This is a genomic window from Nonomuraea sp. NPDC005650 (assembly GCF_040605375.1).
Lineage (GTDB): Bacteria > Actinomycetota > Actinomycetes > Streptosporangiales > Streptosporangiaceae > Nonomuraea.
On the sequence record NZ_JBEXCR010000042.1, the window covers coordinates 13,793 to 31,248 of the forward strand.

At 70.5% G+C, this 17,456-nt stretch carries 21 protein-coding genes and 1 tRNA gene; 11 read left to right on the forward strand and 11 right to left on the reverse strand.

Annotated features, from left to right (window positions below; genetic code table 11):
- Positions 1–162 precede the first annotated feature (162 nt).
- From ABZS69_RS50175 to ABZS69_RS50190, 4 genes are all read right to left on the reverse strand, one after another.
- Positions 163–624 (reverse strand): N-acetyltransferase family protein, encoded by a 462-nt coding sequence (locus tag ABZS69_RS50175; protein WP_355386951.1) that lies wholly within the window; start codon positions 622–624, stop codon positions 163–165.
- Positions 625–698: 74 nt separating this feature from the next.
- Complete coding sequence (locus ABZS69_RS50180; RefSeq protein ID WP_355387229.1) at positions 699–1,124, reverse strand: arsenate reductase ArsC; 426 nt, start codon at positions 1,122–1,124, stop codon at positions 699–701.
- 21 nt (positions 1,125–1,145) lie between these two features.
- Positions 1,146–1,883 (reverse strand): aquaporin, encoded by a 738-nt coding sequence (locus ABZS69_RS50185; RefSeq protein ID WP_355386954.1) that lies wholly within the window; start codon positions 1,881–1,883, stop codon positions 1,146–1,148.
- Positions 1,880–2,263 (reverse strand): metalloregulator ArsR/SmtB family transcription factor, encoded by a 384-nt coding sequence (locus tag ABZS69_RS50190; RefSeq protein ID WP_355386957.1) that lies wholly within the window; start codon positions 2,261–2,263, stop codon positions 1,880–1,882. Before ABZS69_RS50190 ends, ABZS69_RS50185 begins: the two co-directional genes overlap by 4 nt.
- An 83-nt stretch (positions 2,264–2,346) precedes the next feature.
- On the opposite strand from ABZS69_RS50190, the gene ABZS69_RS50195 reads away from it, so the two are divergent.
- Together ABZS69_RS50195 and ABZS69_RS50200 are read left to right on the forward strand one after the other, a co-directional pair.
- Positions 2,347–2,817: an ArsI/CadI family heavy metal resistance metalloenzyme gene (locus ABZS69_RS50195; protein ID WP_355386960.1), complete on the forward strand. Its 471-nt coding sequence runs from the start codon at positions 2,347–2,349 to the stop codon at positions 2,815–2,817.
- Positions 2,818–3,305: 488 nt separating this feature from the next.
- A complete protein-coding gene (locus tag ABZS69_RS50200; protein WP_355386963.1) occupies positions 3,306–4,088 on the forward strand; it encodes a class I SAM-dependent methyltransferase in 783 nt (260 codons plus the stop codon).
- Positions 4,089–4,139: 51 nt separating this feature from the next.
- On the opposite strand, the gene ABZS69_RS50205 is transcribed toward ABZS69_RS50200, so the two are convergent.
- Positions 4,140–4,985 (reverse strand): class I SAM-dependent methyltransferase, encoded by an 846-nt coding sequence (locus ABZS69_RS50205; protein ID WP_355386966.1) that lies wholly within the window; start codon positions 4,983–4,985, stop codon positions 4,140–4,142.
- A gap of 19 nt (positions 4,986–5,004) precedes the next feature.
- The gene (locus ABZS69_RS50210; protein ID WP_355386969.1) at positions 5,005–5,646 is read right to left on the reverse strand and encodes a LysE family translocator; all 642 of its coding nucleotides are present in this window, start codon (positions 5,644–5,646) and stop codon (positions 5,005–5,007) included.
- A gap of 87 nt (positions 5,647–5,733) precedes the next feature.
- On the opposite strand from ABZS69_RS50210, the gene ABZS69_RS50215 reads away from it, so the two are divergent.
- The 6 genes from ABZS69_RS50215 to ABZS69_RS50240 all read left to right on the forward strand — a co-directional run bounded on the left by ABZS69_RS50215 (position 5,734) and on the right by ABZS69_RS50240 (position 10,802).
- Positions 5,734–6,693 (forward strand): neutral zinc metallopeptidase, encoded by a 960-nt coding sequence (locus ABZS69_RS50215; protein WP_355386972.1) that lies wholly within the window; start codon positions 5,734–5,736, stop codon positions 6,691–6,693.
- Between the two features lie 55 nt (positions 6,694–6,748).
- Positions 6,749–7,591 (forward strand): neutral zinc metallopeptidase, encoded by an 843-nt coding sequence (locus tag ABZS69_RS50220; protein WP_355386975.1) that lies wholly within the window; start codon positions 6,749–6,751, stop codon positions 7,589–7,591.
- A gap of 48 nt (positions 7,592–7,639) precedes the next feature.
- Positions 7,640–7,936 (forward strand): type II toxin-antitoxin system VapB family antitoxin, encoded by a 297-nt coding sequence (locus ABZS69_RS50225; RefSeq protein WP_185069514.1) that lies wholly within the window; start codon positions 7,640–7,642, stop codon positions 7,934–7,936.
- Positions 7,937–8,121: 185 nt separating this feature from the next.
- Entirely contained in the window at positions 8,122–8,748 is a 627-nt protein-coding gene (locus tag ABZS69_RS50230; protein ID WP_355386978.1) for an urea carboxylase-associated family protein, read from the forward strand.
- 32 nt (positions 8,749–8,780) lie between these two features.
- The gene (locus ABZS69_RS50235; RefSeq protein WP_355386981.1) at positions 8,781–9,914 is read left to right on the forward strand and encodes an NADH:flavin oxidoreductase; all 1,134 of its coding nucleotides are present in this window, start codon (positions 8,781–8,783) and stop codon (positions 9,912–9,914) included.
- 21 nt (positions 9,915–9,935) lie between these two features.
- Entirely contained in the window at positions 9,936–10,802 is an 867-nt protein-coding gene (locus tag ABZS69_RS50240; protein WP_355386983.1) for a polysaccharide deacetylase, read from the forward strand.
- 4 nt (positions 10,803–10,806) lie between these two features.
- On the opposite strand, the gene ABZS69_RS50245 is transcribed toward ABZS69_RS50240, so the two are convergent.
- Complete coding sequence (locus tag ABZS69_RS50245; protein ID WP_355386986.1) at positions 10,807–12,357, reverse strand: PucR family transcriptional regulator ligand-binding domain-containing protein; 1,551 nt, start codon at positions 12,355–12,357, stop codon at positions 10,807–10,809.
- Between the two features lie 106 nt (positions 12,358–12,463).
- Between ABZS69_RS50245 and ABZS69_RS50250 the strand changes: the two genes are divergently transcribed.
- Entirely contained in the window at positions 12,464–13,915 is a 1,452-nt protein-coding gene (locus ABZS69_RS50250) for a cytosine permease (protein WP_355386989.1), read from the forward strand.
- On the forward strand, positions 13,912–14,889 hold the full coding sequence (locus ABZS69_RS50255; RefSeq protein WP_355386991.1) for an asparaginase: 978 nt from the start codon (positions 13,912–13,914) through the stop codon (positions 14,887–14,889). The genes ABZS69_RS50250 and ABZS69_RS50255 overlap by 4 nt, the downstream gene beginning before the upstream one ends.
- A 67-nt stretch (positions 14,890–14,956) precedes the next feature.
- Here the strand turns inward: ABZS69_RS50255 and ABZS69_RS50260 are convergent.
- From ABZS69_RS50260 to ABZS69_RS50275, 4 genes are all read right to left on the reverse strand, one after another.
- Positions 14,957–15,043: transfer RNA gene (locus ABZS69_RS50260), tRNA-Ser, on the reverse strand.
- Between the two features lie 10 nt (positions 15,044–15,053).
- Positions 15,054–15,491 (reverse strand): tRNA adenosine(34) deaminase TadA, encoded by a 438-nt coding sequence (gene tadA, locus ABZS69_RS50265; protein WP_355387232.1) that lies wholly within the window; start codon positions 15,489–15,491, stop codon positions 15,054–15,056.
- Positions 15,492–15,522: 31 nt separating this feature from the next.
- The gene (locus ABZS69_RS50270) at positions 15,523–15,999 is read right to left on the reverse strand and encodes a tRNA adenosine deaminase-associated protein (RefSeq protein WP_355386994.1); all 477 of its coding nucleotides are present in this window, start codon (positions 15,997–15,999) and stop codon (positions 15,523–15,525) included.
- Positions 16,000–16,017: 18 nt separating this feature from the next.
- Positions 16,018–16,536 carry a tRNA adenosine deaminase-associated protein gene (locus ABZS69_RS50275; protein WP_192788984.1) on the reverse strand — a complete coding sequence of 173 codons (519 nt, stop codon included), beginning with the start codon at positions 16,534–16,536 and terminating at the stop codon, positions 16,018–16,020.
- A gap of 195 nt (positions 16,537–16,731) precedes the next feature.
- On the opposite strand from ABZS69_RS50275, the gene upp reads away from it, so the two are divergent.
- Positions 16,732–17,370, forward strand: a complete 639-nt coding sequence (gene upp / locus ABZS69_RS50280) for a uracil phosphoribosyltransferase (RefSeq protein ID WP_350724129.1) — start codon at positions 16,732–16,734, stop codon at positions 17,368–17,370.
- Positions 17,371–17,456: the final 86 nt, after the last annotated feature.

Sequence of the window (17,456 nt, forward strand, 5' to 3'; positions counted from 1 at the left end):
CACGTGCTGATACCGCGCCGCCATGCCCGAGCCGGACCACATGATCGCCATGACCGCCTGGTGTCACAGCGTGTCCGGCCTTCGGGAGCTTCGCGCGAAAGGTGAAGCCTCAGGCCAAGCCATCTCATGCCGGGATGAGGGCAGCCGGGTTCGGCGGTGAGTTCAGGTAACTATGGGGCTGCGACGCTCGATCAGTACGACGTCCCGCCAGATGCCGTGATGTCGGCCGATGCGTTCGCGGGTGCCGATCACCCGGAATCCGGCGCGGGCGTGCAGGGCCAGGCTGGCGGTGTTCTCGGGGAAGATGCCGGACTGAACGGTCCAGATGCCTGCGGCTTCAGTAGAGGCGATCAATGCCCGCAGCAGCGCCAGGCCGACGCCACGGCGGCGGGCACCGGGGTGCACGTAGACCGAATGCTCGACCACTCCGGCGTAGGCGCATCGGTCCGAGACGGTCGATGCGGCGATCCAGCCGAGTACCCGACCAGGCATGCCAGCGAGGGTGCCGAGAGCGACGTGGCGGTGGTCGGGCAGCTTGGACGCGTCGAACTGCGGCCAGGTCGGGGCGGTGGTCTCGAAAGTGGCCTGGCCTTCGTCGATGCCGAGTTGGTAGACGGCCAGCACCTGATCAGCGTGGGCGGCACGCATTGACTCGATGAGTGGCCCGTGGGTCGCCCCGTCCAGGTTCGTGGTGACTCTCACCTGGTCGCCGTGTCCGCGGGAGTGGAGGTGAGATCGGAGATCAGCGCACGTACGCGGGCCTCGATCGCGTCCCGGATCGGGCGCACGGCTTCGACGCCCTGGCCGGCCGGGTCGTCCAGCACCCAGTCCTCGTAGCGCTTGCCGGGAAAGATCGGGCAGGCGTCGCCGCAACCCATGGTGATCACGACGTCGCTGGCCTGAACGGCATCGACCGTGAGCACCTTGGGGATCTCGGCGGAGATGTCGACGCCACGCTCTGCCATCGCCTCCACGACGGCCGGGTTCACCTGATCGGCGGGCGCGGAACCGGCCGAACGCACGCGTACCCGATCGCCGGCCAGGTGGGTCAGGAAGGCGGCGGCCATCTGGGAGCGGCCCGCGTTGTGCACGCACACGAACAACACCTGCGGCGGCGCATCGATCTGGTCGGACACGGGATTCTCCTATCGAGGCTGATCGGCGGCGGCCTGGTAGGCGGAGCCAGGAACGGGCTCCGCACCGGACTGCGGGCTGTTCGGGTAGAGCACGACCAGCAGCAGGCCACCGAGCGCGGCACCGGCCAACTGGGCGACGATGAAGCCGGGTGCCGAAGCGGGGGCGATCCCGGCGAAGGTGTCAGTGAAGGCCCGGCCCAGGGTGACAGCAGGGTTGGCGAAACTCGTACTGCTGGTGAACCAGTAGGCGGCGCCGATGTAGCCACCGACCACGACGGGGGACAGCGCGGCGCGGCCTTGCCGGGCCAACGCGAAGACGACCACGATGAGCCCCGCGGTGGCCACCACCTCACCCAGCAGCAGGTGAGGGGCCGACCGGTCACGAGCCGAGATCTGAACCGCCGGGAGCGCGAACATGGCGTTCGCCAGGACGGCCCCCGCGACGGCTCCGGCGACCTGGGCGGGAACGTAGGCCGCCACCTCCCGTCCGCGCATCGCCGGGGCAGCGTCGCGTCGGGCGAGTACCCAGGCCGCCACGGAGACGACCGGATTGAAGTGCGCGCCGGACACGGGTCCGAGGATCAAGATGAGCACCGCCAGGCCGGCCGCCGTGGCCAGGCTGTTGGCCAGCAGTTGTACACCTACGTCACGCGACAGATCGGTTGCCATGATGCCGGAGCCGACCACCACTGCCACCAGGGCGGCGGTGCCGGCGAATTCGGCAAACGCCCGGCGTGCCAGATTCACCGCGCGTCCGCGACAAGCGTCTCGGGCAGGGCCAGTACGCCGGTCAGGCGCTTCAGCGTGGCCGGGATGATCCAGTAGTAGACCCAGGTGCCGCGCCGCTGACTGTCGATCAGGCCGGCCTCACGCAGCACTTTGAGATGATGCGAGATCGTCGGCGCGGTGACCTCGAAGGCGACGGTCAGCTCGCACACGCACACCCCGTCGCCGACCTGGCGGCCGCTCTCCTGCGCGCCGATCAGTGACAGCAGCCGCAACCGGATCGGGTCGCCGAGCGCCTTGAACACGCGAGCCATCTCGGCGGCCTCGTCTTCAGTGATCGGCTCGGCGATCAGCGGGGTGCAGCACTCGGAGGTGAGCACCGGCAGCTCCTGTTTCGACATATCTCTAATTTGACAGATTCCTAAGCAGGGGCGCAAACTCGGCACTACTTAGACATCCGTCGAAACAACGATGGGAGATCGTCATGTCTCGCGTCCAGCTCGCCCTCCGTGTCGCCGACCTGGAGAGCTCGATCACCTTCTACTCCAAGCTGTTCGGCACCGAACCGGCCAAGCTCCGCCCCGGCTACGCCAACTTCGCCATCGCCGAACCCCCGCTCAAGCTGGTGCTCATCGAGGGGGAGGAGGGCGAGCCGACCCGCATGGACCACCTCGGCGTCGAGGTCGAGGACACCACCCAGGTCAACGCCGCCACCCAGCGGCTCAAGGACGCCGGGCTGGCCACCTTCGAGGAGAACGACACCTCCTGCTGCCACGCCCTCCAGGACAAGGTCTGGGTGCACGGCCCCGGTGCCGAGCCATGGGAGGTGTACGTGGTCAAGGGAGACGCCGACACCCTGACCAAGGAAACCGATTCCGCCTGCTGTGCCCCAGCCACGGCATCGGCCGACGAGTTGACCGTCGAACCGGTCAACTCCTCGAAGAGCTGCTGCTAGCTCACGCCCTCTACCGGCCTCCCTGCGGCCAGTTCGCACACGAAAAGGCCTGTAACACCCGGAAGGCGCCCCCGGGTGTTACAGCTCAATCCGCCTCCGGCGGGGTCTCAGTTCACCGCCGCACGGGGGTGTTCACCAGGGTCCGCACCTGGTTGAGGCAGTAAACGCGACCCCATCCAAGTCGGCCCCGCCCGTGGGTCCATAGGCGGGGCACACGCGACTTCGACGGCCAGTGCCGCCGTGAGCACGACCCAGCGGGACCGGGCAGGGGTTGGGGTCAGTGGGCCAGCAGGTGCGGGTGCTGCTGAACGCCGGGCTGGTGGAGTGGCGGCGGGCCGGCGGTCGGTGCTGTACGTGCGGACGGCGGCCGGGGCCGGCACCGGGCCATCCCGGCTTGGGCAGGCCGTGGTGGCGGTGACGTGATCATCGCGTGAGGTCGGGGTCGGCTGGCGTGCAGGGTTTGCCGGAGCTCGTCTATGGTCCCGTCCGTGGAGGACCTGTTCGGTGGGGCGGCGCCGTACTACGCCAAATACCGTCCGGGCTACGGCCGGGCGGCGATCGGGTACCTGGTGGGAGCGCTCGGCGCGGGCAGCCGGGTGCTGGATCTCGGCTGTGGACCCGGGACGATCGCGATCCCGCTGGCGCGGCGGGTGACGGCGGTGCTCGCGGTGGACCCGGCGCGGGAAATGCTCGCCGAGGGGAGGCGGCTGGCCGAGGACGTCGCCAACATCACCTGGTTGCATGGCGACTCGACCATTCTGCGGGTGTTGCCGCCGTTCGAGCAGGTGGTGATGGGGCGGTCGTTTCATTGGATGGACCGCAGGTCCGTGCTGGCGGAGCTGGGCGAGCTGCTGCCGCGCGGCGGCGCGGTGGCTCTCGTCGGGCCGGCCAGGCAGCGGGGAGAGCCGTGGCAGCCGGACTCGCAACCGTGGCAGCCGGTCGAGAGGCGGGTATGTGAGGAGTTCGGGCTCGACATCCGCACCGCGGCCAACTCCTTCCACGCCACCGGCGAGCACCATCGCGATCTGCTGGCCGCCTCGCCGTTCAGCGGTGTGGAGTCCCGGGTGTTCCGCCGGCGGCTGTCCTGGGACGTGGATGGGCTGATCGGGCTCCAGCTGTCCTACTCCTACAGCTCGCCCGCCAGGCTGGGCGGCCGACTGACCGCCTTCGTCGAGACGCTGCGGCGGGCGCTGCTCGCCGACAATCCGGTCGGCCGGTGGGAGCAGGAACTGGTCAGCGAGGTGCTGGTCGCCCGGCGGCCCGGGCGCTGACCGCGCGCCGGTACCGCGTGGAGGGCGGCCAACGGGATGGCGTGGTCTTGGTCAGGGAAGGGTCTGGAACCGGTAGCGCAGGACTCTGCCGCTGTCGTGGCCGCCGGGGACGCGTGCGGTCAGCCACAGGCCGAGCCGGGCCGCGGTCGGGAGCCGGTCCAGGTCGGGCTGGTCGACGACGTACAGGTCGTCCACGTACGACAGCCCCGCGTGCCAGCCCTCCAGCTCCCGCGGGTCGTCGAGGCCCCAGTGCCAGCTCTGCGTGACCTCGCGCAGCGAGCCGCCCATCCGGCCCCACGCACGGCTCCAGCGGACGAGCCTCTTGCTGAAGCAGTCGAACAGCAGCTGCCCGCTGGGAAAACGCCCGCAGATCCGCTGGATCAGCTGTCTGAGCTGCTCCTCGTGCAGGTACATCGTCAGGCCCTCGAAGATGGCCACCACCGGCCGGTCGGCGGGTGCCTGCTCCAGCCAGTCCTCGTCGGTGACCGAGGCGCCGAGCATCCGGTAGTCGCCCGCAGGTGGTGGCAGCAGCCGGCGGCGCAGGTCGACGACCTCGGGGTAGTCGACGTCCAGCCAGCGCACCGACGGCTCCGGGGCCAGCCGGTGCACCCGGGTGTCCAGGCCGCAGGCCAGGTGGAGCACGGTCGCCCGCGGGTGGGCGGACAGGAACTCGCCGGTCCAGCGGTCCAGTTGGCGGGCGCGCAGCGCCAGCATGGCGGCATCCCATGGTGCCCGGGTGCCGGTCCTGCGCCAGTCGTAGTCGATTCGGTCGACCACCTCCTCGGCGGTGCGGTCGCCGAGGATGGGGTGCGGGGTGCGGCTGTCCAGCGCCCTGGCGTACAGGGTAGCGAGCATCGTTCCCTGGACGGGGGTGAGGTCGATCTTCACACGGTCCATGACGATCCAGGTGTCCCGGTCAGGTGGCCACCATGGCCTTCGAGCGGTCGGTGGCCATGTGGATGGCGAAGACGCCGAGGACCGTGCCCGTGACGTAGCGCTGGACACGGAGCCAGAGGGGGCGGCTGCCCAGGAAGGCGGCCAGGGCGCCGGCCGAGATGGCGATCAGGCCGTTGACCGTGGTGGCGACCACGATCTGGACCGAGCCGAGCGCCAGGCTCTGCAGCAGCACGTGGCCCATCGACGGGTCGATGAACTGCGGGAGCAGCGACAGGTACAGGATGGCGATCTTGGGGTTGAGCAGGCAGGTCAGCAGGCCCATGCCGAACAGCTTGCGCGGAGGCTCCGGCTCCAGCTCGCGCGGCTGGAAGGCCGAGGTGCCGCCCGGCTTGAGCGCGTTCCAGGCCAGCCAGAGCAGGTACGCGGCGCCGGCGAGCTTGAGTGCCGTGTACGCGGCCGGTACGTACGCGAAGACAGCCGTCAGCCCCAGGCACGTCGCGGTCAGGTAGAGGGTGAAGCCGAGGAAGACGCCGGTGAGAGAGATCAGGCCGGCCCGGCGGCCCTGGGCGATCGATCGCGAGATCAGATAGACCATGTTCGGCCCGGGGGTGAGAACCATACCCAGCGACACCAGAGCGATCCCGATCAAGCCACCCGTCATATCGGCAGATTAGCTGACATATCCGGTTTTTCGCATCCCTGATTTGTCGCACTGCGTATTCATGCCGTCGCTGGGGAGTAGGAGGGCATGCAGTTCGACGACGACGCTCAACTCGATCCGTCGCAGGTCGAGGACGCACGGGCCTCGGGGCCGCAGCCGGGCGGAGGCGGGATGCCGGGCGGGTGCACGCTGCCCATCGGCGGCCGGGGCGGCTGTGGCGGCTGCCTGTTGCTCATTCTGGCGGCGGCCGCGCTGTTCCTGTTCGGGATCGTCCCGTCGCCGTTCAGCGGCCAGGGAGGCCCGCAGGAAGGTGGCCCGCAGGGAGGCGGGCAGCAGCCGCCCGCCCCGACCGCGGCCGCCCCGACCGGCAACCTGGCGGCGCGGTGCCGCACCGGCGCCGATGCCGAGCAGTCCGAGGACTGCCGCGTCGTCGGCACGGTCAACAGCATCCAGACGTACTGGCGGCAGGCGTTCCAGGAGCGAGGCAAGACATACACGCCCGCCAAGACCGTGCTGTTCTCCAACGCGGTCAACACCGGCTGCGGCACCGCCGACGCCGCCGTGGGCCCCTTCTACTGCCCCGCCGATCGCAAGGTCTACCTCGACCTGTCGTTCTTCAACACGCTCCAGCGGGACTTCGGCGCCGAGGGCGGCCCGTTCGCGCAGGCGTACGTGGTCGCCCACGAGTACGGCCACCACGTCCAGAACCTGCTCGGCACCATGAACAGGGTCGGCCCCGACAGCAGGCCGGGCGCCGGCAGCCCATCGGTACGGCTGGAGCTGCAGGCCGACTGCTACGCGGGCGTCTGGGCGCACAACGCGGTCAAGACCGGCTTCTACCGGGAGCCGTTCTCCCAGACGGACATCGAGCAGGCGCTCAGCGCGGCCTCGGCGGTCGGGGACGACAGCATCCAGCGGCGCACGCAGGGCCGCGTGACCCCCGACGCCTTCACCCACGGCACGTCGCAGCAGCGGAAGAAGTGGTTCACTGTCGGGTACGACAGCGGGGACCCCAAGCGGTGCGACACGTTCTCCGGAGGTATCTGACGCGGCTCTGCGGGGAAGCTGTCATGCGGGCGGCACCCCCAGAAGGGACGTCAGAATGGACTTCAGAGACGACGTCGAACTCGACCCCTCGCAGGTGGAGGACGCCGGCGGCTATTCGGGCGGTGGCGGCTCCGGCGGCGGCTTCCCCGGTGGCGTGATCCTCGGCGGTGGCGGCATCGTGAGCCTGATCGTGCTCGTGCTGGTCTTCGTCCTGAACAACGTGGGCAGCGGCGCCGAGCCCGCCCAGCGGCGGCCCCCGTCCAACCTGTCCCAGCAGTGCCACACGGGCAAGGACGCCGACCAGTCGGAGCGGTGCCGGGTGGTGGGCGTGGTCAACAGCATCCAGGACTACTGGAAGCAGGAAATTTCGGGATATCGGCCGGCTAAGACCATCCTCTACTCCGGCCGGTTACGTACGGGCTGCGGCACGGCCAGCTCCGCGGTCGGCCCCTTCTACTGCCCCGGCGACCAGCGCGTCTACCTCGACCTGAGCTTCTTCGACCAGCTCCACAGCCAGTTCGGTGCCAAGGGCGGCCCGTTCGCGCAGGCGTACGTGATCGCCCACGAGTACGGCCACCACGTCCAGAACCTCCTCGGCGCACTCGACTCGGGCGGCTCCTCCGTCACCACCGAGCTCCAGGCCGACTGCTACGCCGGCGTCTGGGCGCACAACGCGGTCAGCACCGGCTTCTACGACAAGCCGTTCACCCGGTCGGATATCTCAGAAGCCCTGGACGCCGCCGCCGCGGTCGGTGACGACAGAATCCAGCAACGCACCACCGGCAGAATCGATCCTGAATCGTTCACGCACGGCAGCTCCGCGCAACGCGTCAACGCCTTCCAACGCGGCTACAAAAACGGCGGAGCCGGCGCCTGCGAACCGGCCGACCTGCGTTGACGCTCCCGGACAACGCAAGGAATCGAATTCTCTCCTAAAATCGGGTGGGTGATCTTCAAGCTTGTCGGCGACGGACGCCCTTATCCCGACCACGGCCTCTCCAACCGGGAGTGGGCGCAGATTCCGCCACGGCAGGTCCGGCTCGACTCGTTGATCACCACGAAGGCCGTACTGGACCTGCACTCGCTGCTCGCCGCCGACTCCACCTTCTACGGAGACCTTTTCCCGCACGTGGTGCAGTGGCAGGGCGAGCTCTATCTGGAGGACGGCCTGCACCGCGCGTTGCGCGCGGCCCTGCACCAAAGATCGATCCTGCACGCCAGGGTGCTTGAGCTGCCCAACTGAGATACGAAAAAGGAGCCGCGAATCGCGCGGCTCCTTTTTCGTATGCGCGCACGACCGGCGGCCCCGGTTTCCAACATCATTCATCGAGGAGAAACTGGAGATAGTTCCAGTAAGTGCGCTGTTCACTGGGTGATCATCCATAGGCCGAGCGGAGCCCGCGATGGTTTTCTGGCTCCATGAGATCCATGACCGCCGAAAGCCGCACGGTCGTACCCGCCCGCGAAGGCCGTGCCGTGCGGGTGGCCGCGGGCCGGCGCGTGAGCGTCGTCGATCTGGAGGGCGGCCAGGTCGGTGACGTCTTCGCCTTCGTCCCCGCCTCCGCAGGGTCCGGCGGTTTCACGGAAACCCTGACCGAGCACCTGAGCGCCGCCCACACCCGCGGCTCCACGAACCGGCTCTTTCCCGCGGTGGGCCAGCAGTTCGTCACCGACCGCCGCCGCCCCGTCCTCACCCTGGTCTCCGACACGTCCCCGGGCTGGCACGACATGCTGATCCCGGCCTGCGACCCGGCCCGGTACGCCGCGCTGGGAGCGGCGGGCGGCCACGCCTCGTGCGCGGACAACCTGAACCGGGCTCTGGCCGGAATGGGACTGTCCGTCCCGTTCACCCCGCAGCCGGTCAACGTGTTCATGCGCATCCCCGTGGAGGACGACGGGCGGCTCCGCTGGCTGCCGGCGACCAGTCGTCCGGGGGACGCGATCACCTTCCTGGCGGAGACGGACTGCGTGGTCGTCGTGTCCGCCTGCCCGCAGGACCTCGTGGACATCAACGGCGGCGAGCCGACGCCGCTGGCGATCGACGTCCTGCCCTGACCCGCATCACCCTTTCCAAGGAGCGAACTCCCATGACCGACATCCTCACCGGCTCCGGCCACCCGGCGTTGCGACCCGAACGGATCGGACGGCTCACCCTGGCCAACCGCCTCGTGGTGGCCCCCATGACCCGGGTCTCGGCGGCTCCGGACGGCACGCCGACCCCCGAGATGACCGACTACTACACCGCGTACGCCCAGGGCGGCTTCGGCCTGCTGATCACCGAGGGCACGTACACCGACACCGTCTACAGCCAGGGCTACCTCAACCAGCCGGGCATCGTGTCCGCCGAGCACGTGGCGGCCTGGCGGGAGATCACCGAGCAGGTGCACGCCGCCGGGTCGCGGATCTTCATGCAGCTGATGCACGGCGGTGCGCTGTCCCAGGGCAACCGCTATCGCGACGACACCGCGGGCCCGTCGGCCGTACCTCCGCGCGGGGAGAAGCTGCCCGAGTACGGCGGCAGCGGCAGGTGGCCGACGCCCAGGGCGATGAGCCTGGCCGACATCGAGACGGCGGTGGACGGCTTCGTACGGTCGGCGGCGCGCGCCAGGGAGGCGGGCTTCGACGGCGTCGAGGTGCACGGCGCCAACGGCTACCTGGTGGACCAGTTCCTCACCGACTACACCAACCTGCGCGACGACTCCTACGGAGGCCCGGTGGCCGGGCGGGTCCGCCTCGCCGCCGAGGTGGTGGCCGCGATCCGCGCCGAGCTGGGCGGGGAGTTCTGCGTCGGCATCCGGCTCTCGCAGACCAAGGTGAACGACTTCGTCCACCGGTGGCCCGGCGGCACCCACGACGCCAAGGTCATCTTCGCGGCGCTGGCCGAAGCGGGCGCGAGCTACCTGCACATCGCCAGCGAGGGGCGGGACTGGATCGAGACCGCGCGCCTGGACGGCGGCGTCACGATCACCGGCCTGGCCCGTCAGGTGACCGGCCTGCCCGTCATCGCGAACGGCGGCATGCACGACCTCACCCAGGCTGCTCAAGTGCTGTCGGACGGCCACGCCGACCTGGTGTCCGTGGGACGGGGCGCGCTGGCCAACCCCGACCTGCCGCGACGCCTGGGCCAGGGACTGCCCCCGGCGGAGTTCGACCATATGATGCTGCAGCCCATGGCCACCTTGGGCAACGCCCGCCAGTGGCGGCAAGCGGCGCGGATCTGAACGGGAAGGCAGGTGGTCGGCGTGACCGACAGCTGGCACCAGGGTGCCGCGGCCGTCGTGACGCTGACGTTCGACGTGGACGCCGAGACGCCGATCCTCGCCCAGGGTCGCCGCTACGCCCAGCACGCGAGCACGATGTCGCACCAGGCGTACGGGCCCGACGTGGGCCTGCCCCGCATCCTGGGGATCCTGGACGACCTGCGCGTCCCCGCCACGTTCTTCGTGCCCGGGTGGGTGGCCGAGCAGCGGCCCGGCCTGGCCGCGTCGATCGTCGAGCGCGGGCACGAGGTGGCGCACCACTCCTACAGCCACCGGGCGCCCACGTCGATGACTCCGGAGGAGGAACGCGCGGACTTCGAGCGAGCGCTGGCGGTGTTCGCCGATCAGGGCATCGAGATCATCGGGCACCGGGCGGCGCTGTGGGAGGCGTCGTGGCAGACGGCCGAACTGGTCGCCGAGCACGGCCTGCGTTACGACTCCTCGTTGATGGGCGACGACCGTCCCTACCGGGTCGCGACGCGGTCGGCGGACATCGTCGAGCTGCCCGTCCACTGGTCGCTCGACGACTGGGAGCAGTACGCCTTCCTGCCGGCGCCGCACGTCGGCTCGGTCATCGAGTCGCCCGCGAAGGTGCTGGAGCTGTGGCGGGCCGAGCTGGACGGGATGCGCCGCTACAGGTGCCTGTTCAACCTGTGCGTGCATCCGTTCCTGTCGGGCCGCCCCGGCCGGGCCGAGGCGTTGCGCCGGTTCATCGAGTACGCGCTCGGGTGCGGGGACGTACGGTTCGCCCGGTGCCGGGACGTGGCCGAGACGGCGGCGGGGGATCCGGACCTGCCCACCCGCCGCCCACGGCCGCCGGCCGCGGACCCGGAGACCTATCCCACCTGACCGGTCACGCCATGGCGTCGATGGCGAGCGCGAGGAACAGGTCCACCCGGTCTTCGGTGCGGCTGACGTCCCTGCCGGTCAGCTCGGCCGCCTTGGCGAGCCGGTTGCGCAGCGTGTTGACGTGGATGTGCAGGGCGGCCGCCGTCGTCGCCCACTGCCCGTCGTGGTCGAGAAAGGCGCGCACCGTCAGTTCGAGGTCGCTGCCGCGCCGGGCGTCGTGCTCGCGCAGGGACGCCAGCAGGTCATGGGAGAACGCGCGCAGCGTGCCCTGGTCGACCAGCCCGAGCAGGAGCCGGTGCGTGCCCAGCTCGGCGAAGCTGCGCACGGCCGGCCCGTTGCGGTTGCGGCGCAGCACCCGGCACGCCTCCCGGGACTGCATGAGCGGCCGGCGCAGCTCCGCCGAGTGCGGCGCCATGCCGCCGAGCCCGGCGACGGGCCGCCGTCCGGGAAACCGCTTGTCCACGGCCCTGACCAGCCGCTCCGCCAGCAGGGACAGCTCCCGCTCCGGCCGGCGCCAGGCGAGCACCGTGACGACGTCCTGGGTGCCGCCCGCCACGACGGCCGGCACCCCCTCGGCGGCGAGGAAGTCGCCTATCACCTGCGCGAGCCCGTGCGGCGTGGCCTCCTCCTCGGCGAAGGCGACCGCGCAGACCGTCAGCGGCCCCGCCGGGTCCACGCCGAACGCCCGCAGCCGTCCGGCCACCTCCGTCGCGCGCCCGCCGGACAGCACCATCTCCAGCAGCTCGCCCGCGAAGCGCATCTCGATGGCCTGGACGGCCTGCTGCTTGGCCACCTCCAGGCTGAGGAACCTGGCGGCCTGCTCCAGCGCCTCGCGCTCGGCGGGGGCCAGGCCGGACAGCGGGCGCAGGCAGACGAGCGCCGCGTCGATGTCGCCCACCGCGCCCACGGGGTACAGGGCCGCCAGGCCGTCGCCCAGGTCGAGTTCCAGGGCCGGCGGGTGCCGGGACAGTCCCGCGGCCACGATGCGCAGTTGTTCCTCGTCGAGCCGCGCGCCGGTCGTCGCGAGCAGCCGGGCCATCCGGTCGACCACCGCCAGAGGCAGGTCGTGGTCCTTCGTCAGCACGCGGAGCACGCCGGAGGCGCCGGCTCCGCGTGAGATCGCCGTGGCCAGCGCGTCGCCGCGGCGCACCATGCCGATGAGGGCCTGTTGACGCTGGTCGGTGTAGAGCGCGGAGACCGCATGGGAGATCGCGGTGAACGGCACCGCCTGGGAGATCTCCAGCAGGGGCAGCTCCGCCTCCCCGCACGCCCGGACGAGCTCCTCCGGCGTGCGCGGCGTCTCGGCCCGCAGGCCGAACACGATTCCCGCGGCCCTGGCGCGTTTCACGCTCGCCACGAACTCGGCCGCCGTCACCTGGCCCAGCCACAGGCCGTTGGTCAGGACCAGCTCGCTCTCCTGGACGTACGCCGAGGGATCGGGCAGCTCGGTGTTGTGGACCCAGGCCACCGGCTCGTCCAGCGCGCCCGCCGGCCCGGGGATGAGCACGCGGAGTTCGAGCGTCGCGTCGCCCACCAGGGCATTGAGCGTGAACATGGTGTGAATCTAGACATCTTCCGGCGGTATTGCTAGAGGTTTCTCCACTCTTCACGAGGACCGCACCAGTGTTTATGTGGTGCCTGTCACACCACGAGGAGGCACCATGTCACCCAGCCACGACACCGCCCCGGCCGGCGAGCCGGAGGCCGTGCGGTTCGACGACCACGGCATCGAGCCGATCCCGGCGGCGGCCCGCGACTCGACCCCCTGGCAGCAGTTCTGGATCTGGGCGGGCGCCAACATCGCGCCGATCAACTGGGTGCTCGGCGCCCTCGGCATCACGCTGGGCCTCAGCCTGGTGGAGACCATCGCCGTGGTGGCCGTCGGCAACCTCTTCGGCTGCGCGATCTTCGGCCTGTTCAACCTGATGGGACACCGTACCGGCGTCAACCAGATGGTCCTCGGCCGTGGCGCCTTCGGCCGCAGGGGCGCGATCGTCCCCGGCGTCGTCCAGGGGTTGCTGACGATGGGCTGGGTCGGGGTCAACACCTGGGTGGTGCTGGACCTGGTGCTCGCGATCCTCGCGCAGCTGGGCGTGCACGGCGGCGCGGGGCTGAAGTACCTGGTGGCCGGGGTCATCATGGCCGTGCAGCTGTTCCTGGCGCTGTACGGCTTCTACGCCATCCGCACGTTCGAGAAGTACACCGTCCCGGCCACCGTGCTGCTCATGGCCGTCATGACCGTGCTCGCGGTGTCGCAGACCGATGCCGACTGGACGACCGCCACCGCGGTGACGCCCGGCTCCAAGTTCACCGCCGTCACGCAGCTGCTCACCGCGATCGGCATCGGCTGGGGGATCAGCTGGTTGCCCTACTCCGCCGACTACAGCCGCTTCGTCCGCGCCGGCACGCCCGGCAGGTCGGTGTTCTGGTCCACCGCGCTCGGCATGTACGTGCCGACCGTGTGGCTCGCCGCGCTGGGCGCGTACCTGGCCAGCGGGGGCGGCTCCGCCGATCCGTCGAGCCTGGTGACGGGCCTCTTCGGGATCATGGCCATCCCCGTCCTGCTGCTGATCATGCACGGGCCGATCGCCACGAACATCCTCAACCTCTACTCCTGCTCACTCGCCGCCCTGTCCGTCGGCATCCGGATCGCCCGGTGGAAGCTGACCCTGGCAGCGGGGGTGGTGGCGTCGGGGGTGCTGGCGGTGTTCCTTCAGGCGGACAGCTTCGCCCGCGCCTTCGACCACTGGATGGTGTCGATCCTCGTCTGGATCAGCCCGTGGGCGAGCATCGTGCTGGTCGACTTCTTCGTGATCCGCAAGGGGCGGATCGACCTGCCGCCCCTGTACGGTGACAGCGCCTCGCCGTACGGGCCGGTGAACCGCGGCGCGATGATCAGCCTGGGGCTGGGGCTGGTCGCGGCGTGGAGCTGGCAGTTCGGCATGGTGCCCGCGACGCAGGGGCCCATAGCCCGCGCGCTGAACGACACCGACTTCTCGTGGCTGTCGGGCGGCCTGGTGGCCGGCGGGCTGTACTACCTGCTCGCCAGGCGGGCGGCCCGCCGCGTCCCGGCCCCCGAGGTCCGTGCGCGCGAGGAGGTGCTCCCCCGATGAGCGGCCCGCGCGTGCACGTCATCACCACGGGCGGCACGATCGCCTCCCGGCCCGGCCCGGACGGGACGGTCAGCGTCGCCGTGCCGGGCGGCGATCTCGTGGACATGGCCGGGCCCCAGGTGACGGTCGAGGAGGCGATGCTCGTCCACAGCTTCAACCTCACCCTCGGCCAGGTGCTGCTGATCGCCGGCCGCGTGTGCGCCGCGGCGCGCGATCCCGAGGTGGACGGGATCGTCGTCACGCACGGCACCGACACCATGGAGGAGACCGCCTACCTGGTGGACCTGGTGCTGGGACCCGACCGGACGGTGGTGTTCACCGGAGCGCAGAGGCACGCGGCCGAACCCGACGGCGACGGCCCCCGGAACATCGCCGACGCTCTGCGGGTGGCCGCCCACGCCGGTCCCGGCCTCGGAGCCGTCGTCGTGATGGCCGGACGGCTCCACGCGGCCCGGCACGCCACCAAGGTCCACACCACGTCGCCGGAGGCGTTCGACAGCCCCGGCCACGGCCCGATCGGCCACGTGTACGGCTCTCAGGTCCACCTGGCCGCCCGGCCCGTCCGTCCCGACGGGTTCGACCTGGCCGAGCTCGGCACCCTGGACGCCCGCGTGGACATCGTGCCCGCGTACGTGGGGGCGGACGGCGTCCACGTCGCCGCGCTGCGCGCCGCCGGCGCCCGCGGCCTGGTGGTGGAGGCACTGGGCGCGGGCAACCCGACGCCTGGGCTGCTGCGTGAGATCCGCACGTGTGTCGCGGCGGGCATTCCCGTGCTCGTCACCTCGCGCTGCCGCCAGGGACCGGCCATGCCCGTCTACGGCTCGGGCGGAGGAGCCACCCTCGCCGAGGCGGGCGCCGTCTTCGCCGGCTCCCTCACCGCCCCCAAGGCCCGCCTCCTGCTCGCCGCGGCCCTCGCCGCCCACCACGAGCCGGACAGAGCCCTGAGCCGCCTCCGCCCGCACCTCGCCCTCTGAACGGCGTCGGGCAACATGACGAAGGGCCTCCGACCTGTCAGTTCAGGTCAGAGGCCCTTCGTGGCGGCGGTGGTGGTGGGATTTGAACCCACGGATGAGTTGCCCCATCACACGCTTTCGAGGCGTGCGCCCTCGGCCACTAGGCGACACCACCGCGCACGAGCTTACCGGATCCTGCGAGTGGCGAAGAACCGCTTTAGCGCCGACGAGCACTCGTCCGCCAGGACTCCCATGACTACCTCGGGCCGATGGTTGAGCCGGCGGTCGCGTACGACGTCCCAGAGCGAGCCCACGGCCCCGCCCTTCTCGTCCACCGCGCCGTACACGATCCGGTCGACCCTGGCCAGCACGGCGGCGCCCGCGCACATCGTGCAGGGCTCCAGGGTCACCACGAGCGTGCAGCCGCTCAGCCGCCACTGCCCGCGCCGCATGGCCGCCTGCCGGAGCGCGAGCACCTCGGCGTGGGCCGTCGGGTCGGCGGAGGACTCGCGGTCGTTGCCCGCCGCGGCCAGGACCTCGCCGAGCGGGTCGAGGACCACCGCGCCCACCGGGATCTCTCCCCTGGCCTCCGCCGCGACCGCCTGCGCCAGCGCCAGGCGCATGGCCTCCTCGTACGTCACGGCGGGAGCCGGGTCACCGCAGCCGGTCGAGCTCGTCGGCGAAGGACAGCCGCTCGGCGATCACCGACAGGATGTCGGCCGGCAGCATGCCCTCCTCCATGCTCAGCTCCAGCAGCTCCTCGGAGCTGACCCCGAGATCGGCGAGCAGCTCGAAGTCGCCGGCCGGGCGCACGCCCATGCCGTTGCCCTCCTTGTCGGGCGCCACTCCGGCGAACTCGGCGAACAGCTCGCCCAGGCTGTCGGACAGGATCGCGTGCGCGTCCGACAGGAACACGCGCGGCTCCTCCTCGCCCCGGTAGCGGGCGATCGCGAACCACTCGTCCTCGACCTCGACGCAGAGCAGGGCCAGCTCGTCACCGGAGAGACCCAGCGTCTCCGTGACCGCGTCACCGAGGTCGTCGACGATCTCGGCGCTGCTCAGATCGATCTCGGCGCCGCTCCAGCCGCCCGAAGTCCTGACGAAAGCCGCAGAGAAGGTGTTGGACGCCATGTCCGAGCTCCAGGGGGGTCAGCCGAAGACTGATTCGATGGCACGCTCGAACGGCTCGGAGAAGCCGAGCCGTGCGGCGATGCTGGACAGCACATCTTCGGGCAGCAGATCTATGTCGCCGGAGAGGATGCCCAGCTCCATCTCGTCCAACCCGAGATCAGCGAAGATCGACAGATCCCCGGCGGGCAGCACGGTCTCCTCGTCCTGGAGGATCTCGTCGAGCTCCTCCTCGTCCGGCACCGGCACGTCGAGGTAGTCGAGAACCTGACGGGCCAGCGGGAAGTCCCAGGAGGCGGCGATGTCGGACAGGAACACGTCGACCCGCTCGCCCAGGACCCGCAGCGCCACGAAGAACTCGTCGCCTACGGCGACCAGGCCGATCGTCCCGCTCTCGCTGGGCTGCTGACGCAGAGCGTGGATCAGCCCCTTCAGATCAGACGTGAGCACGACCGGCAGCAGCTCGGCGTCCCAGCACTCGTCCTCGCGGTAAACCACGATGGCGAAATCGAGAGCGTCGTCTTCGTCTGTCATCGCCATCCCCACCCGACCTCTGACACGACAGATATCACCAGCACCCAATCGTTCCAGACCCGCGCACTAGGCGTGTGCCTCTCGGACCAAATTGTGATCAAAACCAATGACCTGACGCGCCGGGGCGGCGGACCGCGCCCCGGGAACCGTCGCAGGTGGCGGGGTCCCCAGCACGTTCCCCAGCGGATAGCCTTGCCGTCTATGGAAACCCTGGTCGTCGACCATCCGCTCGTGGCCCACAAGCTGACCACTCTGCGCGATGTCCGCACCGACTCGCCGACCTTCCGCAGGCTCGCGGATGAGCTCGTGACGCTGCTCGCGTACGAGGCCACCCGCGACGTACGGATCAACGACGTCACGGTCGAGACGCCCGTGGCCCCCGCCCACGGCGTGCGGCTGGCCAAGCCCTACCCGCTGGTGGTGCCCATCCTGCGCGCCGGGCTCGGCATGCTCGACGGCATGACCAGGCTGCTGCCCACGGCCGAGGTCGGGTTCCTCGGCATGATCAGGAACGAGTCCACGCTCCAGGCCGAGACGTACGCCACGCGGCTGCCCGACGACCTGTCCGGGCGCCAGTGCTACGTCGTCGACCCGATGCTGGCCACCGGCGGCACGCTGGCGGCGGCCGTGCAGTTCCTGTTCGACAGGGGCGCGGTCGACGTCACGGCCATCTGCCTGCTGGCCGCCCCCGAGGGCCTGGCCTACATGGACAAGGTGTTCGCGAACTCGGGCAAGCCCATCCGCGTGGTGACCGCCGCGCTCGACGAGCGGCTCAACGAGAACGGCTACATCGTGCCCGGCCTCGGCGACGCGGGCGACCGCCTCTACGGCGTGGTCTGACGCCACGACGTCCCAAAAGCACCCTTCTCGTCACGCGCAGTCATCTCTTCGTTACATACTGTTGTTTCGTGGGTACGAAGAGGCAG

Bases quoted from the DNA above. Each gene is read 5' to 3' on its own strand.
- ABZS69_RS50190 (WP_355386957.1), bottom strand. From the start codon at position 2,263: ATGTCGAAACAGGAGCTGCCGGTGCTCACCTCCGAGTGCTGCACCCCG.
- ABZS69_RS50195 (WP_355386960.1), top strand. From the start codon at position 2,347: ATGTCTCGCGTCCAGCTCGCCCTCCGTGTCGCCGACCTGGAGAGCTCG.
- ABZS69_RS50205 (WP_355386966.1), bottom strand. From the start codon at position 4,985: ATGGACCGTGTGAAGATCGACCTCACCCCCGTCCAGGGAACGATGCTC.
- ABZS69_RS50210 (WP_355386969.1), bottom strand. From the start codon at position 5,646: ATGACGGGTGGCTTGATCGGGATCGCTCTGGTGTCGCTGGGTATGGTT.
- ABZS69_RS50215 (WP_355386972.1), top strand. From the start codon at position 5,734: ATGCAGTTCGACGACGACGCTCAACTCGATCCGTCGCAGGTCGAGGAC.
- ABZS69_RS50220 (WP_355386975.1), top strand. From the start codon at position 6,749: ATGGACTTCAGAGACGACGTCGAACTCGACCCCTCGCAGGTGGAGGAC.
- ABZS69_RS50230 (WP_355386978.1), top strand. From the start codon at position 8,122: ATGACCGCCGAAAGCCGCACGGTCGTACCCGCCCGCGAAGGCCGTGCC.
- ABZS69_RS50235 (WP_355386981.1), top strand. From the start codon at position 8,781: ATGACCGACATCCTCACCGGCTCCGGCCACCCGGCGTTGCGACCCGAA.
- ABZS69_RS50245 (WP_355386986.1), bottom strand. From the start codon at position 12,357: ATGTTCACGCTCAATGCCCTGGTGGGCGACGCGACGCTCGAACTCCGC.
- ABZS69_RS50250 (WP_355386989.1), top strand. From the start codon at position 12,464: ATGTCACCCAGCCACGACACCGCCCCGGCCGGCGAGCCGGAGGCCGTG.
- ABZS69_RS50255 (WP_355386991.1), top strand. From the start codon at position 13,912: ATGAGCGGCCCGCGCGTGCACGTCATCACCACGGGCGGCACGATCGCC.
- tadA (WP_355387232.1), bottom strand. From the start codon at position 15,491: ATGCGCCTGGCGCTGGCGCAGGCGGTCGCGGCGGAGGCCAGGGGAGAG.
- ABZS69_RS50270 (WP_355386994.1), bottom strand. From the start codon at position 15,999: ATGGCGTCCAACACCTTCTCTGCGGCTTTCGTCAGGACTTCGGGCGGC.
- ABZS69_RS50275 (WP_192788984.1), bottom strand. From the start codon at position 16,536: ATGGCGATGACAGACGAAGACGACGCTCTCGATTTCGCCATCGTGGTT.
- upp (WP_350724129.1), top strand. From the start codon at position 16,732: ATGGAAACCCTGGTCGTCGACCATCCGCTCGTGGCCCACAAGCTGACC.